The sequence below is a fragment of the Gimesia maris genome (assembly GCF_008298035.1).
Taxonomy (GTDB): Bacteria; Planctomycetota; Planctomycetia; order Planctomycetales; family Planctomycetaceae; genus Gimesia; species Gimesia maris.
The window spans coordinates 6165782-6187741 of the sequence record NZ_CP042910.1 but is presented as its reverse complement, the minus strand read 5'-3'; the positions used below and the strand labels follow the sequence as shown (position 1 = coordinate 6187741).

Genomic DNA, 21960 nt, shown 5'->3' with positions numbered 1-21960 from the left:
ACAAATGATATCAGGCAGATATTACTACTGCCAGATAACGGTTTAATATCGCTGCTTTGTATTATCGATTTCGCAGGACCAGGCATCAATCCCGCCCTGCATGCTTTTGACATTCGTAAATCCCTGCTGCTGCATCCAGGTCGCTACCTGAAGACTGCGCATGCCATGATGGCAGTAGACGATGATTTCTGCCTCACGCTGATCCTCCAGTTCAGAAATGCGATCCTGGATCTCGCTCATCGGCAGCAGACGCGCTACAGGAATGTTAACCAGAGTGTGTTCTTCCTGTTCGCGGCAGTCAAGTAGCAGGAAAGGGTGGTTGGAGTCTATTTTCTGTTTGACTGTCTGGCAGTCAGTTTCCAGGGAGTGCATCAGGTTCTTTATTTCTATTTCAGGTTTGCGAGGAATGGTTGAAGGTGTTGCTTTAGTTTGTAGATGTTGTTTTCAAAGTTGGTGGAACAGGATGATCCACTCTGGCAGCCGGACGCTGGTTGGCTCCCGGGTGATTTGTATCTCCCAGATCGGCGCGGGCTTTTTCAGCCAGTGACATTAGCTCTTTCACGATTTCAGGATGCTGGTCCGCTACGTTGTGTTCCGAACTGATATCGGTGACCACATTAAACAGCAGTGGCCTGGAGCCTTCCCCTTTTTTGAAGTGTGGGTGGCGGCTGAATTCTTTCAGAGGGACAAATAGTTTCCAGGGACCTTTGCGCACGGCCTGCAATTGTTCCATTGCATAATAGTAAAAGCCATCGTAGGGAGTTTTCGCATCTGCTTCCCCCATTATCAGGGGGCGTATGTCATGTCCATCAATGATCCGATCCGAGGGAACTTTTCCACCGGCGAGCCGGGCAAATGTGGGGAGTAGATCCATTGTCGTTGCCAGTTCCTCACATACGGTTCCCGCAGGAACCGTTTCAGGCCACCACACGATGGTGGGGACACGGAATGCCCCTTCTGAAGTTGTGTAACCTCGACCATTTAATGGTTTGTTCGTGCCTCGTTCTGTACTGTTCATATCTTTGGCCATGGGAGAGCCGTTATCCGAAGTCCAGATGACCAGAGTATTCTTATCGATACCCAGTTCAACGAGTTTGTCCAGGATCTGGCCGGTAGACCAGTCGAGTTCTTCAATACTGTCTCCCCAGGGACCGTTTTTACTTTTCCCTCGAAAGGCATCACTGGCGAAGGGTTTTCTGGTACTGCCGGGCATGGCTTGTGGGAAGTAGAGGAAGAAAGGCTGGTTTTTGTTCTTCTCGATGAATTCGACTGCTTTCTCAGTATAGTCTTTGGTCAATAAATTTCTGTCGACGCCTGCTTCGATCACAGTATCGTTCAGCATCACGGGCAGGGGGGGCCAGTTTTTGCCATCGAGTCGATCGCCGAGCCGTTGTCCCACTGCCTGCGTCATATCATCGCTATAGGGAATTCCGTAAAAGTAGTCGAAACCCTGTCTGGTGGGAAGAAAAGGAGTCTGGTCTCCGAGGTGCCATTTCCCGATCATGCCGGTTTTGTAGCCCTGTTTTTTCAGAACTTCGGCGACTGTGATTTCATCTGGATTTAATCCGTAAGGTGAAATGGGACGCAGCACCTGACCGTCGCGTGGATTCCAGTGCATGCCGACCCGCTGTGAATAACAGCCGGTCATGATGGAGGCACGCGAAGGAGTACAGACACCAGCCGTTACGCAGTAATGAGTAAACTTGCGTCCTTCTCTAGCCATGCGATTCAGGCAGGGAGTACGGTTCACGGTGGAACCAAAGGGTTCGATGTCTCCATAACCGAGGTTATCACAGAAGATGACGATAAAGTTTGGTTTCTTCTGCTGTGGAGCTGCAGACGCGGATTGCAGAGCAGGAGTCACAATCAGGCCAGCCAGGCAAAGTAATGTAAGCAATCGTTTCACTGCAGTATCCTTATCTTGTCTTTGGTGACTTAAGGTTTGTAACCGGGGCATGCAGGTGGTGAGCACAGGAAGAATCGAAACTGACTTTCCGGTCATTCCTCTATTAATAGTAAATGGTACACTGACTGTTTCCAAAATAAAACCGGACAAAGTAGGAAATGGATTGTGTAACGCGACAGGTTTCGCATAATAAATAACTGATGCTTTGCGTCCCACAGATGAAACTTACACCATGAGGATACCCGGTAACGTGACAGAAGAACAAGCAGTGAGTGTCAAGCCACACTGGTGGCAGCGGATTGGTCCCGGACTGGTGACCGCCTGTGTTGTGATTGGTCCCGGCAGTATTTTGACCAGTTCCAATCTGGGGGCCAAAGAAGGTTACAGCATGATCTGGGTTGTGCTGGTGTCTGTGATTTTCATGCTCGTCTATACTTCACTGGGGGCCAAACTGGGTACTGTTACCAGTGAGTCTACGTGTACGCTGCTGGCAAAAACGGTCGGGCGTCCTTTGACCGTACTGATTGGGTGTGGCGTATTCTTCATTTCCGCCGCGTATCAGTTTGGGAATAATCTTGGTGTGCACTCGGCTCTGGAAAACTATACCGATTTCAAATATGGGATCGTAATTTTTAATGCCATTTCGATCGCGTTTCTGTTCGGTTTTAAGAACCTGTATAAGCTGGTCGAACGACTGATGTCTGTCTTTGTGGCCGTGATGCTGGCATCATTTGCCATCAATCTCTTTTTTGCGAAACCGGATCTGGTAGAAATGGCACAAGGTGTGATTCCCGGTTCTGGTAAAGGAGGACTGGAGTCGATTAAAGACATTTCCCTGCTGGGTCTGATTGGGACCACATTTGTCATCACTGCTGCCTTTTATCAGTCTTACCTGGCGCGATTTAAAGGCTGGGAAATTAAAGACCTCAAGGATGGTCGAATTGATGCCTGTATCAGCGCCACCATCATGGCTTTGATTACGATCATGATCATGTCGACAGCTGCCGCCGTTCTGAGAGGCATGACTCTGACCAGCGTCGCCGATGTTGGAAACGCGTTACAGCCTCTTTTTGGAGATGAAGGCCAGATTCTGTTCTGCATTGGATTGTTCTCAGCCGCTTACTCATCTTTTATTGTGAATTCGATGATTGGCGGGTTTATTCTCTCAGACAGTCTCGGATTAGGTGGGACTCCACAGGATAAAGCGACACGTATCCTGACGGCAGCGGTTTTATTGACGGGCATGTTTGTCGCGTTATATGTAATTGAATCGGGAACGAAACCGGTTACTGCGATTGTGGCTGCTCAGGCGGTGACTGTCGTCGCTGCTCCCCTGGCAGCGGGCGCACTGCTGTTATTGACCAGCAGTAAAAAAATCATGGGGGAACATCGTAACGGACCTGTAATGAATTTATTCGCGGGGATTGGATTCGTGCTACTGCTGGGGATGGCCTGGTATATCGCAACACAGAAAGTCATTCCGCAGATCGAAAAAATGCGTGCCGAATCTGCTGCTGTCTTAATGGTTCCCCAGCCTGAAATAACGAAGTAAAAACGGTCTACTCTGCATCGAAGTTAGAAGTCTTATGAAGCATTTGATCCAAGCTGTCTGTATCTGCTTTTGTTTTTTGATCTGTCTGCCCGCGCAGGCCGAAGAGAAAAAAGACAAGCGTCCCAATATTATATTTATCCTGCTCGACAATGTCGGAAAGGACTGGTTTCGCTGTTACGGCAGTGAAGAGAATCAGACGCCGAACATCGATCATCTGGCGTATACGGGCCTGCGGTTTCGTAACTGTTATGTCACACCGGTCTGCAGTACCACAAGGCATATGCTGCTCACCGGGCGTTACCCGTTTCGTTCGGGCTGGCACACACACCACGACCCGGCGATTTATGGGGGCGGGTATTTTGACTGGAACCGCGAGATCTGTTTTGCACGCATCCTGAGAGACGCAGGTTACAGTACCTGCATTTCCGGTAAATGGCAGATCAATGATCTGTTTGATCCCGCACAGAAAGATGCGATCAGGGAACATGGATTTGAAGAATACTGTCTCTTCCCGGAAGGTAAGAAAGGGCACCCGGCTCATAAGCAGCGTTATTGGGATCCTTATGTGATCCAGAATGGCAAACAACTGGAAACGAAAGGCAAGTTTGGCCCCGATATCTTTACGGATTATCTGATTGATTACATGAAGACGCATCGAGACAAACCATTCTGTGCATACTATTCCGCGATATTGACTCACATTCCGGTGGTTCACACGCCACACAATATTGGAAAAGAATTAACGGCGCGGGAAAAGTTTGCAGGCATGCTGAACTACTCTGATTTTCTGATCGGAAGACTGGTCAAAGCAATGGATGAGCTGGGGATTCGTGATAATACGATTCTCTTCATTGTTCCCGACAATGGTACAGATAATGGCACCGATCAGAATGCGGAACAGAGTCTGGGCGGTCGGATCAACGGGCGTATTTCGGAAGAAGGAATTTACTCTCTGAAGGAACAGGGGATCAATATGCCATTGATCATCAACTGTCCCAGGCTGGTGGGGACAGAGCGGATCAGTGATGACCTGGTCGATATTGCAGATGTTTTGCCAACGCTGGCTGATCTGGCGAATGCGCCACTTCCCGATGGGGTGACGATCGACGGGAAATCCTTTGCACCGCAGATTCTGAATCAACCCCGCAAAGAGCCATGGCGTTCCTGGTGCCTGACGCAATATTACAAACAGCGGGTGATCAGGGATCAGCGGTTCAAACTTTATTCGACGGGGGAATTCTTTGACCTGTCAGAGGATCCGCTGGAGCAGCATGATCTCTCCCGCAGCGAACGTTTGAAGAATGAAAATACCAGCCTTAAATCGTATGCACAGCTGAAGAGCGTTCTCGACTCACTTCCGGAAAATGCAAAACTGCCCTGGGAGTTCCGCAGCATCTCTGCACGCAGGATCAAAGCGCAGGAGGAACTGCTAAAAAAAACAGGCACGTCTGAAAAAGGGCAATAGTCTCCGTAAAACATCCCATCTGCTTGAGTATGTTTCCCTAACCTACGTTTCAGACCACTGGACAGGCTTTCGGGTCTGACTTCTCTGTGATCCATGCCTGGATTCAAACTCAGATTACTATTCCGCCTGATCAGTACGAGATTCGTGTGAAATCCCGGAAATTGCTCCAAATTGCAAAATCTGCTCTTTATGTTCGAAAAAGCTTGTATATGATGGGGTAACAAAGCTAGAAAATAAGCTATTTGAGCTCGATTTTCAGTTTCCTACCCCTTTCGCTCCAGGCTGTATTGAGCATGCAGTGATTTGAGCCGATTGCGACCGAGCCCGATTGGAAAAGGGGCGGAGCCCAAATTTGAGAGGTTTTAGCGCTATCGTTGCGGAAGCCTTTAAATATAAATAGGTTAGGTGCCGACTTTGTGTCTGCAATACCTGCGACAATCAATAAGTCAGTACCCGCCAGACAAGTTCAATCTAGAATGTATGTGGTCTCAGAATCTATAGACCTAAGCTAAACTAAAGAGAAATTGGAGATTCTAAAGGATGGTTTATCCTGTTGCTGATGTTGTGCGTTTACTACCTTCATCCAGACTGCCCGAGTATACGTTTGTGCCGGGAAAGAGTTTGCCGCACCCTTATCGTGATCCCAAGGGGCACAGTTATGGCAATAAGCCAAAACCACCCAAGGCGTTGACCGAAGATAACTGGGTTGAGCACCGGAATTATCTGAACGCGATCGATTTTTTCAATCTGGGTTTCTATTGGGAAGCCCATGATGAGTGGGAACGTCTCCTGCGGGTTTGTGGACCTGATTCCATTCCGGGACGCTTCCTCAAAGGACTGGTGAAACTTTCCGCAGCGGGTATTAAAGTCCGTGAAGGCAGCATTCATGGCGTGCGTCGACATGCTGCTTCAGCAGGAGAAGTATTTGCAGACGTCGCTGCCGAGTCAAACGCAGATCACTACTGTGGGCTTGAATTGACGAAACTGCAGTTTGCTGCCGACCGCGCTGCACAGTTGCGTTACCCGGACGATCTTACCATGGGGGAGCCTATTCGTGTCTTCCCATTCCTGCTGGAACCGGAACCATTCCCATTGGGATAATCAGACGCTACGAAAGATTTCTGATATCATTCAAAGAGCACACATTGGTGTGCTCTTTTTTTTTATGTGTACCTCTATGGAATCAACGTCAGTCGTTTAACGAAACGTTCCTCGAATCGCACGTCCCAGCAGGCTGCGGTTACTCTGAAACTTCCAGGCGAGATTTTCCAGCAGTGAGTTGAGATCCCGTTCATTGGCAGGGATTCCCTGAAACACAAGTTTGACATCGGACAGGACAGTATTGCTGTCAGCATGATACGAGTGCCCCAGCGCAAACAGGTTCGTATCGATTTCCGATGCATCGACGACATTGATCTGTTTATATTCCGGGAACACTGTCAGATAGGAACCACCTTCACCCAGCCGCTGATGCCAGTATGAATTGACGACCCGTGAAGCTTTCAATGCCAGATCTTCCGAAGAGGAATAAATGGTGAAACGTTTTGCAGTCTGAATAATGTGCGGGGCGATCGAATCTTTGAATACCTGCGCATCGATGTCAGGTGCCGTCAGAATCACTTCATTGAACAGTGGCTCTGCTTCCTGTGTGAGAGCCAGTTTCTGCGAAATGTTCTTCAATGCTCTTGACAAGACCCGGTTTCCCATACTGTGGGCGATAAGATGGATCTTTCTGGCACCGGATTCCCGCGCAATGGCTTCAATGAACAGAGTCACATTTTCCTCACACCACTGGGCAGTACGGCCATCTTCTTTATAGGCCCAGATAGAACCTTTCTCCTGAGAAGGCCAGCTGTACATCAACGGGGCCCCTTTGAATTTGAGATCGTATGCGATTTGCGCTGTTCTGCGCGCTGCATCTTCGAATGAGTTGTTGAAGCCGTGCACAAAGATAAATGCTTCCCCGCCGACCCTGACTAAGCCGTTGGGTGAGTCTTCGACTTCAACTGATTCCTCAATGGTTTGTCTCAACTGTAATAAAAAGTCTGATCCGGAGGCCGGCTCAACTGATTTCAATACCACATGCTTATCAGGGTTTTCCCGGAATTCCAGTTTCCAGATTTTGGGAGATTCCAGTTTACCGGTTTCGTGATTTTTCGGGATGCTCACATCGCAGAAACCTAATGACAAACCGCCGCGTCTGGTTCCAAAAAACTGTCTGGGGTGGGTCGAACCTGTCAAATTACGATCAGTCCCATAAAAGACACGGACGGTTTCATGCTTTTGTTTTTCCTTCGCCTCCATGGGAGCGTCCGGCACTGCCGATGCAGGCTCTGGCTGTTCAGACATCTGGGGAGATTGTGTTTCCCGGGGAGCACGTTTGGAATCTTCCGCGCTGCTACAACCGGTCAGTGTGGCCCCAACGAATGCCAGGGTAAAAAAAAATTTGGCAGAGTTCATCTTGCATCCTTGCAGTGTGAAGCAGTTTCTGCTGAATATGAATCAGTTTCGAAGTGAAAAGTAATTCATCTGGCTGGATGACTCAAGGTGAAATATCAGTACGGAATATAAGTGATTACGGTTACCAATACTGACAGCACGGGGATTGCCGGTTAACTTAATATCATTGATTGCGATAGGTTATGGGGTCTGATATGCTGAAAGACAGAGAATCGCCAGCTCAAATGTTCCCGTCATTGATGTTGTGAACCCGTTTGGACAGGAATTCGTCGTGAAAAATGCGCAACGCTTTGTATTCTGTTTTGGATTTGTGTTCTTCTGTGTTCAACAGACACTGTTTGCTGCTCAAGCAACAGCAAAACCGAATTTCATCGTCATCTTCGCCGACGATCTGGGGTATGGTGATCTGGAGTGCTATGGCCACCCCCGGTTTAAAACGCCGCATCTCAACCAGATGGCTGCGGAGGGCGCACGGTTAACTCAGTTCAATGTTCCTGTTCCCTATTGTGCTCCTTCGCGCGCGACCCTCTTAACAGGCCGTTATCCCTGGCGACATGGCGTGTGGTATAACCCCGCACCGGATGGGCAACAATTTCGTAGTGGAGTGGGGATTGCCGAGAGCGAACTTCTGTTGAGTGAACTGCTCAAGGAGAACGGGTACGCGACAATCTGTATCGGCAAGTGGCATCTGGGCCATGATCCGGAATATTATCCTACCCGGCATGGCTTTGATGATTACCTGGGAATTCTGTATTCCAATGACATGCGCCCGGTCAATCTGATGCAGGGAGAAAAGTTACTGGAGTATCCTGTCATTCAGGCGAACCTGACGAAGCGTTATACCGAACGTGCGGTCAAATTTATTCAAGAGAATCAAGAAGGTCCTTTTTTCCTGTACCTGCCCCATGCCATGCCTCACAAACCACTGGCTGCTTCAGAGGCGTTCTACAAAAAAAGTGGCGCGGGCCTGTATGGCGATGTGATTGCCGAGCTGGACTGGAGTGTTGGCGAGATCTTTAAAACTCTGCGTGAGTTGAACCTGGATGAGAACACGCTGGTCATCTTTGCGTCAGACAATGGTCCCTGGTTTGGCGGCAATACTGCAGGGCTTTCCGGGATGAAGTCGACCACTTGGGAGGGAGGCCTGCGCGTTCCCATGATTGCCCGCTGGCCTGGTAAAATTCCTCCCCGGCAGGTAATTGATACGGTCTGTGGTTCGATTGATGTCTTCCCCACAATACTGAAACAGGCCGGGATTCCCGTTCCAGCCGACCGGGTTATTGATGGCAAAGACCTGTTCCCCGTATTGACAAAACAGGCGCCAACACCCCATCAGGCGTTGTATTCAATGAAAGGGAACTCGCTGTTTACCGTTCGCAGCGGTCCCTGGAAGTTACACGTGAAGCCCTCTCCCCGTCAGGTGCTCGCAGGAAAAGGCAAAAACTGGATTGATCCTCGTGGACCGGATGGAATCACCATTATCGCGCCTTATGAACAGGCAATGCCGGATCAGCAACCGGGCATTCATAATGGCGATCAACCAGTGCCAATGATGTTGTTCAATCTGCAGCAGGATATTGCAGAGCAAGACAATGTTGCCGACGAGCATCCCGAAGTCGTCGCACGACTGATGAAACTGTATCACGAAATGCAGGCAGAAGTACCAGCCTCGATCCGAAATTATAAATAACGGTCTGCCGGTTTGATGCTGTGGTCGAAAAGACAGTTTGTTTCAGTCTCTGCCTCTGGCTGTCACCAGGATTCGAAGATGAGCGGGGGATTCCGTTGTGTCTCAGTCTGTTTACAAAAGTCGTTGTTCAGAACCGCTGCTTTTCCCTGTCAGGTTTTTCCGACTCAAACGTCGTGGTAGAAACCGGGATCTTGTTGCGAAAATCCAACATTCGTACTCTGCTGTTCGTAGAGAAGGTTAGATATTGCAACAGAGTTGAGAGGGATGCTGCTTTAGTGTGTTTCCACATCCAAACCTTTTGTGATGTCTTTTTACACCCGACGTTGATCTGGTGTAGAAAAAATACAACAGCGCGTATGAAGAATTTGTGAATCTGAAAACGGCTGACATTTCTTAAGTCTCAGTTATATAGCGGTTTACCTGCTTTAGAAATCAGAAGTAATCGATTCAGAGCTTTAATGGCCCACGCTTTGCGTCTATTCAATCTTCTTAACAGTTCACTGTTCAGCAGCTTTGATATTCAACAAGAAGAACAAGCAGAAAGTGAGTACAACGGCATGGCATCGAAACGCGACAGAATGAGCGTCTATGAGCGTGAAGGAGTGACTGTACTGGATTTCGGAACAATGGAAATCTGGGACGGAGCTGATCTCGCCCTGCTGCGCGAGACGTTGACACGCCTGGTTGATCAGGAGGCTTGTAAATCGATTGGTGTCGAACTGTCGTCAGTCAAATACATCCCCAGTGGTTTTTTCGGCATGCTGTATGATCTTTATGAAAAAGGGATCGCAGTGACGCTTTACAGCCCGCAGCCAAATGTCGCCAAAATGCTCTGGTTCAAACAGTTCTGTACTCACACCGAAGATGGACGTTATCTTTTGAAAAGTGATACCACGGCAGCTCAACAGAGTCCAACCGAAGAGCAGGTAAGATCAGAAAAAGAAAAGTGGGAAAAAAGCCTGAAATCGTCCAGCGACTATTCAACGACCGCTTCCTGAAAGGGACATCGGTGTTCTGAATCAGACTCCGGGTCTCTGTATCGACTCAGAAAGTCGATCCATTCGCGAGCAGCATCTCATATTTTTCCAGACGGTTTTTCAGTGAGATATAATTCGCCGCTGCCGTCGATTCTTCTCTCAGCTCCTGGTCAATTTTCTCGGCCAGATCAAACAGCTTGAATTCAGGCCATATCTCATTCAGCTTCAATAGTTCCTGTAAACCTTCCGGGTTTTGTCTGAGTGGATCTGGTATGAGTGACGCCACCGCGACTGCCGTAGCCGGGGTCTGGCCCAACTCCTCATTGGTCAGCAATTTTAATCCCTCATGATGCAGGTAGACGGAACAGATCAAATCATCAGGAAATGACCAGTCCAGCATGACATGAGCAGCCGCTTCGCAATGGTTCCATGTGAATTGCTCATATTCATAGTCACTGAGGAGACAGGGTGAGCTGTCCTGATTGATTGTAAATTGCAGATATTGATCAAAACTTTCCCGGGAAAGGATGGGGAGCAGAAAATCCTGAAGCATAGCTGCGGAAAACGCAACGTCAGGATCAACTTTCATCAACATGGCAATTTCACGAGCCATCAGGGCCCGTTCAAGATTGGTACTCCAGAAGTTTGGCAGATTGATCAGCTTCGAGTCAGAGGTTGACATCGCCTGTTTCAAACCTGTTGTCACCAGAAAGAGTTTTGTGGTGCGGATGCCAAGGAGTGTTATGGTCTGTTGAATTGAAGAAACTTTCCGCCTCAAACCCAGAGCGCTGGAGTTGACCATTCGAAGCAGTTCACAGGAGATGCCGGCATCGGTTTCGATGATTTTGCTGAGTTCTTTAGGCGTTGTATCAGGGTTTTCTGCCTTCCGGGAAAACTCCATGACCGCTTTGGGCAGCATCGGAAGTTTAATTTCGGGTGGCAGTGGGCTTTTTTTTCCTTCACCGATCAGCTCTTTACGTAACCTGGTCCAGTCTGTCATTTGTGCCTCAATCATTTTCTGCAAATAACACAATTTCAGTAGTAACTCAAATTTTTTTTTTCGTTCACTTTGTAAAACGAGCATTCTGTAACGACTGTCAAAAGACTGTGATTCAGTGTTGGCAGATCGACTCGCAGGGTATAGAAAGTCTAGCTTAGAGATTCCCGTCAGACGGGGACTTTTTCAGCTTTTCTTGTGCAGAAAGTTTGTAATTCTGATGAGGGTTTACTCTCTAAAACTGCTCTGAATGGTATGTTGAATTAAATTCATAAGTTACTAGAATACAGATACTTACAATCGGATATTTCGTAAGACGTGCCGAGATAACGTAGCGAAGTGCTAATTCGTATAGAAGTCGAAAACCTCCACAAGTCAGGATCAAAATCATGGATGCATCTTCATTGGATTTCTTAAAAAAACTGCTCCATTCACCCGCTCCTTCAGGTTATGAAGGCCCGATCCAGGATGTCGTGCGTGAGTTCGCAGGTGAGTTCGCGGATGAAGTGACCACAGATCTCCATGGAAATGTGATTGCCGCTGTAAATCCAAAAGCGGAACGACGGGTGATGTTTGCCGGTCATTGCGATCAGATCGGCCTGCTTGTGCAATATATTGATGATGACGGGTACCTCTGGGCGAATCTGATTGGTGGCTGGGATATCCAGATGCTGCTGGGACAAAATATGCAGGTCCATACGACCTCTGGTCCTGTCCATGGCGTGATCGCTCGCAAAGCCATTCATCTGCTGACCCCGGATGAACGCAAAACTGTTCCTGAAATCAAGGATCTCTGGATCGACATCGGGGCAAAAAATGGGGAAGAAGCCCGCAAACTGGTTGCCATTGGTGATCCGGTGACGTTTGAACTGGGCTTTCGGCCCATGTTGAACAATCTGGCATCTGCTCCGGGAATGGATAACCGGGTTGGAGTCTGGGTCGTCATGGAAGCATTAAGGCAGGTCAGTCAGAAATCACCGGAGGTTGGTGTCTTTTCTGTTTCAACCGTTCAGGAAGAAATCGGTCTGCGTGGTGCGAAGACCAGCGCTTATTCCATCCAGCCGGAAGTCGGGATCGCCGTCGATGTCACACATGCGACTGACTGTCCCGCAGTCAGCAAGCAGGAAAATGGTGATATCAAAGTGGGAGGCGGCCCGGTCGTTTATCGAGGTCCCAATGTGAACCCAGTGGTGTTCTCGTCATTAAAGTCTCTCGCCGATGAACACGAAATCGATTGTCAGATTAATGGAATCTCAAGACCTGCCGGTAATGATGCCAATGCGATGCAGTTAAACCAGGGGGGGATGGCAACCGGAATTGTTGCGATACCCAACCGTTACATGCACAGTCCGGTGGAAGTCATTTCGTTAGACGATCTGGAGCAGGCGGCTCGTCTGCTGGCGGAGTTCTGTCTGGCCATCAACGATCAGACAGACTTTACACCTTAAACGGTGCCCAGTTTGATCAGCCAATTTCCTGTAAAACCTCTTCTGCTGCCTGAATGATGTGCACAATATCTTCATCGGTCAGCATGACAGACGTGAAATTGGCTTCAAACTGACTGCAGGGGAGATAGACGCCCCGATCCAGCATGCCTTGAAAGTACCGACCAAAGCGGGCCGTATCATTCTTTGCTGAGATTGCATAACTGGTGACTTTTTCCGGGTTGAAAAACAGGGTGAACATTGAACCGCATTCTGCCAGTGTGTGGGGCAGATCTGCTTTAGCCGCCGCCGCGCACAAACCCTGAGTCAGGCGGCGGGTTTTGGATTCCAGCTCGGCATAGGGATTGGTTTCCCGCAGGCACTCCAGTGTCGCGATCCCTGATGCCATTGCGATCGGGTTACCGGACAAAGTTCCCGCCTGATACACACTGCCGACGGGAGAAATCACATCCATGATTTCCGCTTTCCCGCCATACGCGCCCACCGGCATACCGCCGCCAATCACTTTACCCAGCATGCAGATGTCCGGCATGATCTCGAAACGTTGTTGCGCACCTCCCAGGGCAACACGGAAGCCTGTCATGACTTCATCCATGATGAAGACCGATCCATGTTGAGTACAGACTTCCCGCACCGTTTCCAGAAAACCGGGCTCGGGCAGGACAACACCCATATTGCCAACCACAGGCTCCAGTATCACCGCAGCAATCTGGTCTCCCATTTGCATAAAGGTTTCTTTTAACTGTTCGATATCATTATATTCCAGAACCAGGGTGTCGGCGGTGCATCCCTGGGGAACTCCCGGGCTGGAAGGCGTTCCTAAAGTCAGTGCGCCGCTGCCGGCCTGAACCAGGAGGCTGTCAACATGACCGTGATAACAGCCTGCAAATTTGATGACTTTGTCCCGTCCGGTATAGCCGCGAGCCAGGCGAATCACACTCATGCCAGCTTCAGTACCGGAATTTACCATACGTACTTTTTCCACGCAGGGGACCAGGTCCGCGACAAGTTCAGCCAGTTCTGTTTCTACTAAAGTCGGGGCGCCAAAACTGGTACCTTTCTTGAGTGCTTCCTCAATCCGCGGCATCACCCGGGGATGCAGATGTCCCAGAATATGAGGTCCCCAGGACCCCACCAGGTCAATATAACGGTTACCATCAATGTCAAACAGGTACTGCCCTTCACCCCGATCAATGACAACCGGGTGGCCTCCGACTGCTCCAAATGCACGCGCGGGGCTGTTGACGCCTCCCGGAATAACTTTCATGGCGCGGGCAAACTGTTCTTCACTCTTGGCACGTTGACTGACTGGCATCTTAATTGAAAATCCTTAGTTTGAGCTGGACTTGTCTGGAGTAACAGGAGACTCACCTGAATTGTTGAGAATCAGGCACTTGAGAGATTTGGTATCTCTGACGAACAGCAGGCCATTCGAAAGTGCTGGCAAGGCACGGGTCGTTGAATTCAAAACCTGTGCACGGCCCAACTCTTTGTATTCTTCTTTCGAGGCGGTTGCCATCACGAGTGTACCATCTGTTTTCATAAGCAACAGCTTATTGTCTGCTTCAATCAGGGTCGCGTATCCATAGTTTTCTTCAGCCCAGAGCACTTTCCGGGTAGCAGGATCAAAGCAAACCAGTCGTGCGGGGCCAACATCCTGACGACCATCGATGCCGATCAGAGCGCCATCATATTCGATTGGAGTTGTATACTGGCTGGACATTGGCTGTTCGTTTCTCCAGATCTCAGAGGTACTGTTAACTTTGACCTCCCCCCAAAAACCACCGACTCCGTAGCTGGCAGTGGCAAAAATATGCCTACCGACCTGAACCGGATTGGCACCATTTACCGTAGGCCCCCGCTTGCCAAAGGGAAACTGAAACAGAATATTCCCGTTTTCCGGATCGATTCCAGCCAGATGCAGACGAGTGATAAACAAGGCAACGAAACTGCCATTTAAATAGGCGGAGATCGGCGAGGAGTAGCTTGCATCGTCCGGCATGGTCTGCCACAGCGTCCTGCCTTGATCCAGTGAAAAAGCGACGATGCCGGCATTCTGGCGTTTACCACCCACATTCACCAGAAGTTTATCTTTGATGATAAGGGGGGTGCTGCCGACGCCAAAATATCCTTCTCCGACCTGAAAGTCTTTGTGTGTCTGTCGCGACCAGATCTGTTTTCCCGTCTTGAAGTCGAGGCATTGCAGATGACCGGCGATCCCAAAAACATAGACACGGTTTTTGTAAATCAGGGGAACCGCGATCGGGCCATCGTTCGGGTTAAAAGTCCCTTTGTAACTGACGGGAGATTGATGTTTCCAGAGGACTTCACCGGTATCAGCCTTGAGTGCTTCGACGATTTCTTCGTCTTCAATGCGATGAAATAAAATTGCTACATTCTGGAAAACCGCTACTCCCGCAAAACCACTTCCTGCAGGCCGCTGCCACTTCAAATTGGGACCACCGGAGGGCCACTCGGCTGCCAGTGATTCACTGGCGGCTGCATGTCCATTTCGATAAGGACCCATAATTTGAGGCCAGTCACCACCCTGGCATGGAACAGTCAGGCAAACGATGATCAGCAGGCTCAATTGAATGAATCGCATATGTCGGGCTCCGCCTTTCAGATGAAACAGATTATGATTTGAACGAATTCTATTTTAGCAGGATCGGGGCTTGGCTGCATAGGAACGTCTGTTATAGTCTGATAAGATAAAAAGTGAAACCGAACTATAGCGACACCGCACTTCCTGAAGAGGGTTTTCGTGAGATCGTTTGCTTTGCAGGAGAAGACTTTGGACTCAAATCCATTACGTTTAATCAGAAATCTACGTCGAAGCCGCGAAATTGTGACTGTGCTCATGAACTACGGTTTTGATGACCTCGTCGATCAACTGGGGTTAAGGCGTTACCTCCGCTGGGGGCGCAGGCTGATGTTCTGGAAGCGAACAGAACCCGAGATCAAACTCACACGAGCCAAACGCATCAGGTTGGCGCTGGAAAGCCTGGGAGTTACGTTTATCAAATTTGGTCAGGTGGTCAGCACCCGACCTGATCTCGTGCCACGCGATGTGATTCGCGAACTCTCCAAGCTTCAGGAAAGCGTTCCTTCATTTCCCGGCGAGATTGCCATGGCCATTGTGGAACGCGAACTGGAGGTTCCCATCAGTGAGCTGTTTGCTGAATTTGATCCTCAGCCACTGGCCGCCGGATCCTTAGGGCAGGTGCACCGCGCCCGTCACCATGATGGTACGCCGCTCGTAGTGAAAATCAAACGCCCCGACATCGATCGCGTGATTGAGCAGGATCTCAGCCTGATGTATGAACTGGCGATGCTGATTGAGCGACATTTTCCCGATGCAGAAGTATTTGATCCCACGGGGCTGGTCAATCAGTTTTCACGAACCATACACCGCGAATTGCAGTTTGCCCGCGAAGCCCGTTCGACCGACGAATTTTGTCGACTGTTTCAGGATGATGCCACCTTGTATGTTCCCAAAATTTACCGGGATCTGACGCAGGGTGATGTGATCACCATGGAATTCATCGATGGTTATAAAATCGATGATGACAGCGAGCTCAAGAATCTGCCGATCAGTGCCCATGAAGTGGCGGCGAACGGTGCCCGCATTTTTATGAAAATGACATTTGAATTTGGAATCTTTCATGCGGATCCTCATCCCGGTAATTTTCGCGTGATGCCGGATGGATCCCTGTGCCTGCTGGACTATGGGATGATCGGTATTCTGGAAGAAGAACGCCGTGATATGCTCGTCGATCTCTTCCTGAATGTGGCCAGAAAAGATACAGCCAAACTGGTGGAAGTCGTATTGAAAATCGGCAAAGCGAAACGCACCGTCGACCAGCAGCTGTTACGGGCGGATCTGCGGGATTTTATCGGAAATTACTACGGCGTGCCCATGGACGAGATCAGTGTCGGCAAAATGCTGACTGATTTTATTAATATTCTGGCGATTCACCGGATCCGTTGTCCCGTTGACATCATGTTGCTGATTCGCGCATTGATCACTCTGGAAGGCATCGCCACACGCATCGCCCCGGAATTGAATATTGCGCAGGAAATGGAGCCTTATATCTACCGGCTTTCTTCTGAACGCTATCATCCCAAAGCGATTGTCAGTCGGATCTGGTCCGAAACCTGCAGCCTTTCTAAAGTCATGCATGAGTTGCCCGAACAGATTGGCCGCACTCTGGGGAAACTGAGCGATGATGAACTCAAAGTTCACCTGGAACTGAATGGCATCAATCATCTGACCACGGAACTGGATCGCTCCGGTAATCGACTGGCCATCGGCATGGTGATGTCTGCTCTGATCCTGGCCTCGGCGATTACCATTTCCCTGGACTCAAATCTGATCTTTATCAGCATACCCATCTTTATGATGTCGAGTCTGCTGGGGATCTGGCTGATCTATGGTGTCTTTCGCAGCGGTCGACTCTAGAGCTTTGTCAAGCTTCAAATTGAGCGTTGGTTGTGTTGATTACGTGCCCTGTTGTCGCACTCACGTGTTGTCTATCAACCCAAAATTTAAAAATGAGAATCTACTAGACGAATTCAGTTTGAAGAATTGGCGTCGCTGATGCGCTGTCGCAGATAGTTGGCCCGGGCAGCGTTCCGTTCGCTGGACTCCAGTTCTCCCCCCTGCAGTTTCTGCAGATGCGCGGGTTGAGTGAAGATAAACATTTCATTGACTGCCGAGATTGGCAGTCCTTCAATCAATCCCAGGTTCACACCCATTCGCACGCTGGAGAGCAGGTGCATGGTTTCCTCTGAGCTGATCGTCTGGGCCGTGCTTAAAATACCATATGCCCGGGAGACCTGGTCATGCAGACCCTGGCGGTTTTCCTTGATCAGCGAATTTCTGACCCGCCTTTCATATGAAATGATATTTGGAACAACTTCCTTGATGCTGTCGATCAACTGCTGCTCGGTCTGGCCCAGCGTCACCTGATTTGAGATCTGGTAGAAGTCTCCCATGGCCTGGCTGCCTTCTCCGTATAAACCACGTACGGCCAGGTTGATCTTCTGCAGTGCCTGAAATACCTTCTGAATCTCTTTAGTGATCACCAGCGCGGGCAGATGCAGCATCACACTGACCCGAATCCCGGTACCGACGTTGGTCGGGCAAGCGGTCAGATAGCCAAACTCTTCGCTGAAGGCGTAGGTCACCTCCTGTTCCAGCAGGTCATCAATCTGGTTGATGGTATCCCAGCACTCATTCAGCGAAAAACCGCTACGCAATACCTGCAGGCGAAGATGGTCTTCTTCGTTGACCATGATTCCAATGTTTTCTTCACTGTCCAGGCCCACACCGCGGGGGCCGGATCGCTCGGAATGCTCACGGCTGATCAGTTGACGTTCCACGATAAACTGACGATCCAGATTCCCCAGGCTGTTCACATCTAGATACGACAGTTTTACATCCATGGGGAGTGAAGTAATAATCGGGCGCATCAGCTGCTCGATCTCACCCAGTGTCGATTCCGTACAGCGATTGATAAAGGGGAACTGTGCGAGGTTCCGGGCCAGACGAATCCTGCTGGACATCACGATATCGGAGTCCGGGCCGATTCCTCTCAGCCATTCACCACTAGTGCGAGTGAACGCGTCCAAATTCACCCTATTCTCCTTTATAGTATTCGAAACAGACCAGAGCTATGGGGTAGTGATCTGATCTCTGGCGTAATTATAACTCACGTGACTTTCATTCCCAAACGGTGTAGACTCGGGGAACAAGTACCATACTCATTCGTTACTTGAAAACAAAGTCTAATCCACGGGGTTCTGGTTGAAAGCACTTTAAGATTCGTGTTGTTCTTACATTTTATGCAATGAGTGTCTTGAATACCATTCCTCTCAAGTGATTCCTAAACTGAAAAATCCGAAACTCCCTGACAGGACAGCTGTTTTCCAGGTCGATCCCCCAGACTTTTTGGAGTTTTTTGAGAACTGGAGTCACGGGCAGCTTGTCTCTCCGAAAGAAAATGTTCATAAGAGAGTCGACTCTGAGTTTTAGAGAAACCGGGATGCCCGTTCATCCACAGACAGTGCAGTTAAGATCGTCCATGAAATACGTTCCCGATTTTGAAACATTTAAATCACTTTCCGGGCAGGTCAACCTGGTCCCCGTCTATCGCCAGTTGACCGGAGATACCCTGACTCCCGTCAGTGCCTATCAACTGCTGGAAAAAGGCCCCTATTCCTTTCTGTTTGAAAGTGTAGTCGGGGGCGAACAGATCAGCCGCTACAGCTTTCTGGGGGCGAATCCCTTTTTAACCGTCGATGCATATGAGCAGCGGGTGGTGATCCAGCAGCAGGGTCAGACTGAGGAACGAAGTGTTGAAGATCCGCTGCAGGAACTGGAAACGATTCTCGGTCAATATCAGGCAGCAGAGCTTCCCGGACTCCCCCGTTTTTGTGGTGGGGCAGTCGGTTACGCGGGTTATGATGTGGTCCGCTATTCGGAACATTTGCCGCATGCTCCCGAAAATGATCGGCAGCTTCCCGATCTTTCATTTGCGCTATACGATCATATGGTGGTATTCGATCAGATCAATAAAACGGTACTGGTCGTCGCACACGCTCACCTCGGTGCCGATTTGAGTGAAGCTGAGTTGAAAGACGCCTATCGGAGAGCCTGCGATAAAATTGATCAGACGTGTCAGCGGTTTCAAACGGGTGATCCATCTGCATTACAGATGGCGGATATCAGCGTAGATACACACGCCGAACCGGACCTGAACTGGACCTCCAATTTCACACAGCAGAAATTTGAATCAGCCGTCGATGCCTGTAAGGAATATATTGTTGCCGGTGATATTTTTCAGGTCGTGTTAAGCCAGCGACTCAAGCTGGAAACCTCGGCTTCGCCTCTCGATATCTATCGCAGTCTGCGCGTCGTGAATCCCAGTCCGTTTATGTTTCTGTTGAAAACGCCAGAGGTGGATCTGGTGGGGAGCTCTCCTGAAATCATGGTGCGGGTTGAAGATCGCGTGACGACAATCCGTCCGCTCGCGGGGACCCGAAAACGGGGTAAAACCGAAGCAGAGGACAAACGCCTGGCGGAAGAACTGCTAGCGGATCCCAAGGAACGGGCCGAGCATGTCATGTTGATCGATCTGGCACGCAATGATGTGGGCCGCGTCTGTGAATTTGGTTCGGTTGAACTGTCGGATGTGATGGTGGTGGAACGCTACAGCCACGTCATGCATATCACTTCCAATGTGACAGGTACATTAACCGAGGACCGTTCTGCCCTGGATGCACTCCGGGCGGGATTGCCTGCGGGAACCGTTTCCGGCGCCCCCAAAGTCAGGGCGATGGAAATCATTGATGAATTTGAACCACACCGCCGCGGCCCTTATGCAGGAGCCGTCGGCTATCTCGATTTTACCGGGAATATGGATACGTGTATTGCACTTCGAACACTGGTCATGCAGGGATCTACGGCCTACGTACAGGCCGGCGCCGGGATTGTTGCCGACAGTGTGCCGGAAACGGAATATCATGAGACACTTAACAAGGCAAAGGGGTTGCTCAAAGCAATAGAGGTCGCAGAAAAACAACTCAAATCATCGGGAACGCATTGATCAATGAGATCGCGAAATGCAAACTGAGTTTGGGTGATCACTGTTAGAATTCTTACGGCTCTGAGTAATGTTTCGACTGTCCCCTTCGTCGAAGACAAAGATGAAACAGGAGTACGATGGAATCTCAACAGGAGAGTAACGCGCTCGATCCTTCCGTTGATTCGACTCTCGAAGAATCAATCAAAGCCCCGACCGATTTCTGGGGGATTGTCAAACGACTCGGCCCGGGACTCATTGTGGCGGGCAGTATTGTTGGTTCCGGAGAGCTGATCGCGACCACCAAGACAGGTGCCCAGGCCGGAATCGCACTGTTGTGGCTGATCATCGTGGGTTGTCTGATCAAAGTATTCGTCCAGATCGAACTGGGACGCTATTCCATCTCACGGGGTGAAACAACACTTGCCGCATTAAATCATGTTCCTGGCCCCCGGCTCGGATTTCTCAATACCCAGGGAAAGAAAACTCCCAACTGGATCCTCTGGTTCTGGCTGGTGATGAGTATCTGTACCATCGGGCAGCTTGGCGGGATCGTAGGGGGCGTGGGACAGGCGCTGGCATTAACCCTGCCGATTAAAGGAGATTATCTCCAGGCCATTCAGTACCCTTCCGAAAAAGAATTTGTGCATTACCTGGAGCTGGAAGAAGCTTTAAAAGATGAGCAGAAAGCACTGGCAGACTTATCGCCTGCCGAACGCGAGCGCTATCTGCGCGGACATGTCAAAATGAAGCAGCGCATCGAACGGCTTGAGGCAGCCGGGCAGGTAATCCTTGAAAAAATTCGCAACGAGGAATCTCTGCTGGATCAGGACGGAAAATCAATTCTCGAACCTCAGACCTGGGATGATAAGATCTGGGCCAGTGTGATCGCAATATTTACTTCGTTTCTATTGTACTATGGGCGCTATAATCTGATTGAGCATCTCTCAACAATTCTGGTCGTCTCATTTACATTCATTACAATTGGCAATGTGATATCCCTGCAGACATCCGATATCTGGAGTATCTCGACAGACGAGATCATCCGCGGGCTTTCCTTCGGCATTCCGGAAGCAACAGGCGGTATGAACCCCTTGCTGACTGCACTGGCGGCGTTCGGGATTATTGGAGTTGGGGCAACAGAACTGATTGCTTACCCCTACTGGTGTCTGGAAAAAGGTTATGCACGCTTTACTGGTCCTCATTCGGAAGACGAAGCCTGGGCGGACAGAGCGAAAGGCTGGATGCGTGTGATGAAAATCGACGCCTTTGCTTCGATGTGCATTTACACATTTGCAACACTTGCCTTTTATCTGATGGGGGTAGCGGTGCTGCACAAGGAGGGTCTTGACCCGGATGGTATGCGGATGGTGAGTACCCTGGCGGAAGCCTATGTTCCTGTATTCGGTACGTTCGCCAAGTGGCTGTTTCTGTCCGGCGCGATTGCCGTTTTATATTCTACCTTCCTGGTAGCGAACGCCGCCAATGCTCGGATTTTCTCAGACGGCCTGCGATTCTTCGGTGTCGTGGATGAACGTAAGCCGGATGCGCTGCAGAACTGGATTAAAATCATGTCACTGATCCTGCCCCTGTTATGTCTCGCCGTTTTTTTGACAGGCGCCAATCCGGTGCGACTGGTCTTGATCGCGGGAACCATGCAGGCCATCATGTTACCGATGCTGGGAGTGGCTGCCATCTATCTGCGCTACACGAGAATTGATGCCCGTTTAGCTCCCGGCCGATTGTGGGATCTGATGCTGTTTATTTCCTGTCTGGGTCTGCTGCTGGCAGGAGGGTATGGTGTTTACAAGCAGCTGTTTACTTAAGCTGTAACAAGCCATTTGGATAATATTTTACGCTCACAGATTCTATTTTCAGTTTT

Annotated in this window: 16 protein-coding genes; 9 read left to right on the top strand and 7 right to left on the bottom strand. The window is 49.7% G+C overall.

Translation table 11 applies throughout. The features are described 5' to 3' along the window. Window positions 1-42: 42 nt before the first annotated feature. Together GmarT_RS22875 and GmarT_RS22870 are read right to left on the bottom strand one after the other, a co-directional pair. Window positions 43-372: a rhodanese-like domain-containing protein gene (locus tag GmarT_RS22875; protein ID WP_002646943.1), complete on the bottom strand. Its 330-nt coding sequence runs from the start codon at window positions 370-372 to the stop codon at window positions 43-45. A 52-nt stretch (window positions 373-424) separates the two neighbouring features. Then, the gene (locus GmarT_RS22870) at window positions 425-1957 is read right to left on the bottom strand and encodes a sulfatase family protein (RefSeq protein ID WP_002646944.1); all 1533 of its coding nucleotides are present in this window, start codon (window positions 1955-1957) and stop codon (window positions 425-427) included. A 199-nt stretch (window positions 1958-2156) separates the two neighbouring features. On the opposite strand from GmarT_RS22870, the gene GmarT_RS22865 reads away from it, so the two are divergent. The 3 genes from GmarT_RS22865 to GmarT_RS22855 all read left to right on the top strand — a co-directional run bounded on the left by GmarT_RS22865 (window position 2157) and on the right by GmarT_RS22855 (window position 6024). Beyond that, window positions 2157-3458, top strand: a complete 1302-nt coding sequence (locus GmarT_RS22865; protein WP_157158958.1) for an Nramp family divalent metal transporter — start codon at window positions 2157-2159, stop codon at window positions 3456-3458. Window positions 3459-3492: 34 nt separating this feature from the next. Then, the gene (locus GmarT_RS22860; RefSeq protein ID WP_002646946.1) at window positions 3493-4923 is read left to right on the top strand and encodes a sulfatase family protein; all 1431 of its coding nucleotides are present in this window, start codon (window positions 3493-3495) and stop codon (window positions 4921-4923) included. A 540-nt stretch (window positions 4924-5463) separates the two neighbouring features. Further along, window positions 5464-6024: a DUF309 domain-containing protein gene (locus GmarT_RS22855; RefSeq protein ID WP_002646947.1), complete on the top strand. Its 561-nt coding sequence runs from the start codon at window positions 5464-5466 to the stop codon at window positions 6022-6024. A gap of 96 nt (window positions 6025-6120) precedes the next feature. On the opposite strand, the gene GmarT_RS22850 is transcribed toward GmarT_RS22855, so the two are convergent. Continuing rightward, a complete protein-coding gene (locus GmarT_RS22850) occupies window positions 6121-7383 on the bottom strand; it encodes an alpha/beta hydrolase (protein WP_002646948.1) in 1263 nt (420 codons plus the stop codon). Between the two features lie 271 nt (window positions 7384-7654). On the opposite strand from GmarT_RS22850, the gene GmarT_RS22845 reads away from it, so the two are divergent. Continuing rightward, window positions 7655-9073, top strand: a complete 1419-nt coding sequence (locus tag GmarT_RS22845) for a sulfatase family protein (protein WP_149303270.1) — start codon at window positions 7655-7657, stop codon at window positions 9071-9073. A gap of 557 nt (window positions 9074-9630) precedes the next feature. After that, a complete protein-coding gene (locus GmarT_RS22840; RefSeq protein ID WP_149303268.1) occupies window positions 9631-10071 on the top strand; it encodes an STAS domain-containing protein in 441 nt (146 codons plus the stop codon). A gap of 46 nt (window positions 10072-10117) precedes the next feature. Here GmarT_RS22840 and GmarT_RS22835 read toward each other — a convergent pair whose 3' ends face one another. Beyond that, entirely contained in the window at window positions 10118-11050 is a 933-nt protein-coding gene (locus tag GmarT_RS22835; RefSeq protein WP_157158959.1) for an HDOD domain-containing protein, read from the bottom strand. A gap of 386 nt (window positions 11051-11436) precedes the next feature. Between GmarT_RS22835 and GmarT_RS22830 the strand changes: the two genes are divergently transcribed. After that, complete coding sequence (locus GmarT_RS22830) at window positions 11437-12495, top strand: M42 family metallopeptidase (protein ID WP_002646952.1); 1059 nt, start codon at window positions 11437-11439, stop codon at window positions 12493-12495. Between the two features lie 16 nt (window positions 12496-12511). On the opposite strand, the gene hemL is transcribed toward GmarT_RS22830, so the two are convergent. Together hemL and GmarT_RS22820 are read right to left on the bottom strand one after the other, a co-directional pair. After that, window positions 12512-13807: a glutamate-1-semialdehyde 2,1-aminomutase gene (gene hemL, locus GmarT_RS22825; RefSeq protein ID WP_002646953.1), complete on the bottom strand. Its 1296-nt coding sequence runs from the start codon at window positions 13805-13807 to the stop codon at window positions 12512-12514. A 15-nt stretch (window positions 13808-13822) separates the two neighbouring features. After that, window positions 13823-15097, bottom strand: coding sequence for a PQQ-binding-like beta-propeller repeat protein (locus GmarT_RS22820; RefSeq protein WP_002646954.1), 1275 nt, complete (start codon window positions 15095-15097; stop codon window positions 13823-13825). A gap of 255 nt (window positions 15098-15352) precedes the next feature. Between GmarT_RS22820 and GmarT_RS22815 the strand changes: the two genes are divergently transcribed. Then, window positions 15353-16954, top strand: a complete 1602-nt coding sequence (locus GmarT_RS22815) for an ABC1 kinase family protein (protein WP_002646955.1) — start codon at window positions 15353-15355, stop codon at window positions 16952-16954. Between the two features lie 113 nt (window positions 16955-17067). Here the strand turns inward: GmarT_RS22815 and GmarT_RS22810 are convergent, their stop codons facing one another. After that, window positions 17068-18132, bottom strand: a complete 1065-nt coding sequence (locus GmarT_RS22810) for a protein arginine kinase (RefSeq protein ID WP_044238333.1) — start codon at window positions 18130-18132, stop codon at window positions 17068-17070. Between the two features lie 446 nt (window positions 18133-18578). On the opposite strand from GmarT_RS22810, the gene trpE reads away from it, so the two are divergent. Further along, window positions 18579-20102 carry an anthranilate synthase component I gene (trpE, locus tag GmarT_RS22805; protein WP_002646958.1) on the top strand — a complete coding sequence of 508 codons (1524 nt, stop codon included), beginning with the start codon at window positions 18579-18581 and terminating at the stop codon, window positions 20100-20102. Between the two features lie 116 nt (window positions 20103-20218). Continuing rightward, complete coding sequence (locus tag GmarT_RS22800; RefSeq protein WP_002646959.1) at window positions 20219-21904, top strand: Nramp family divalent metal transporter; 1686 nt, start codon at window positions 20219-20221, stop codon at window positions 21902-21904. Window positions 21905-21960 lie beyond the last annotated feature (56 nt).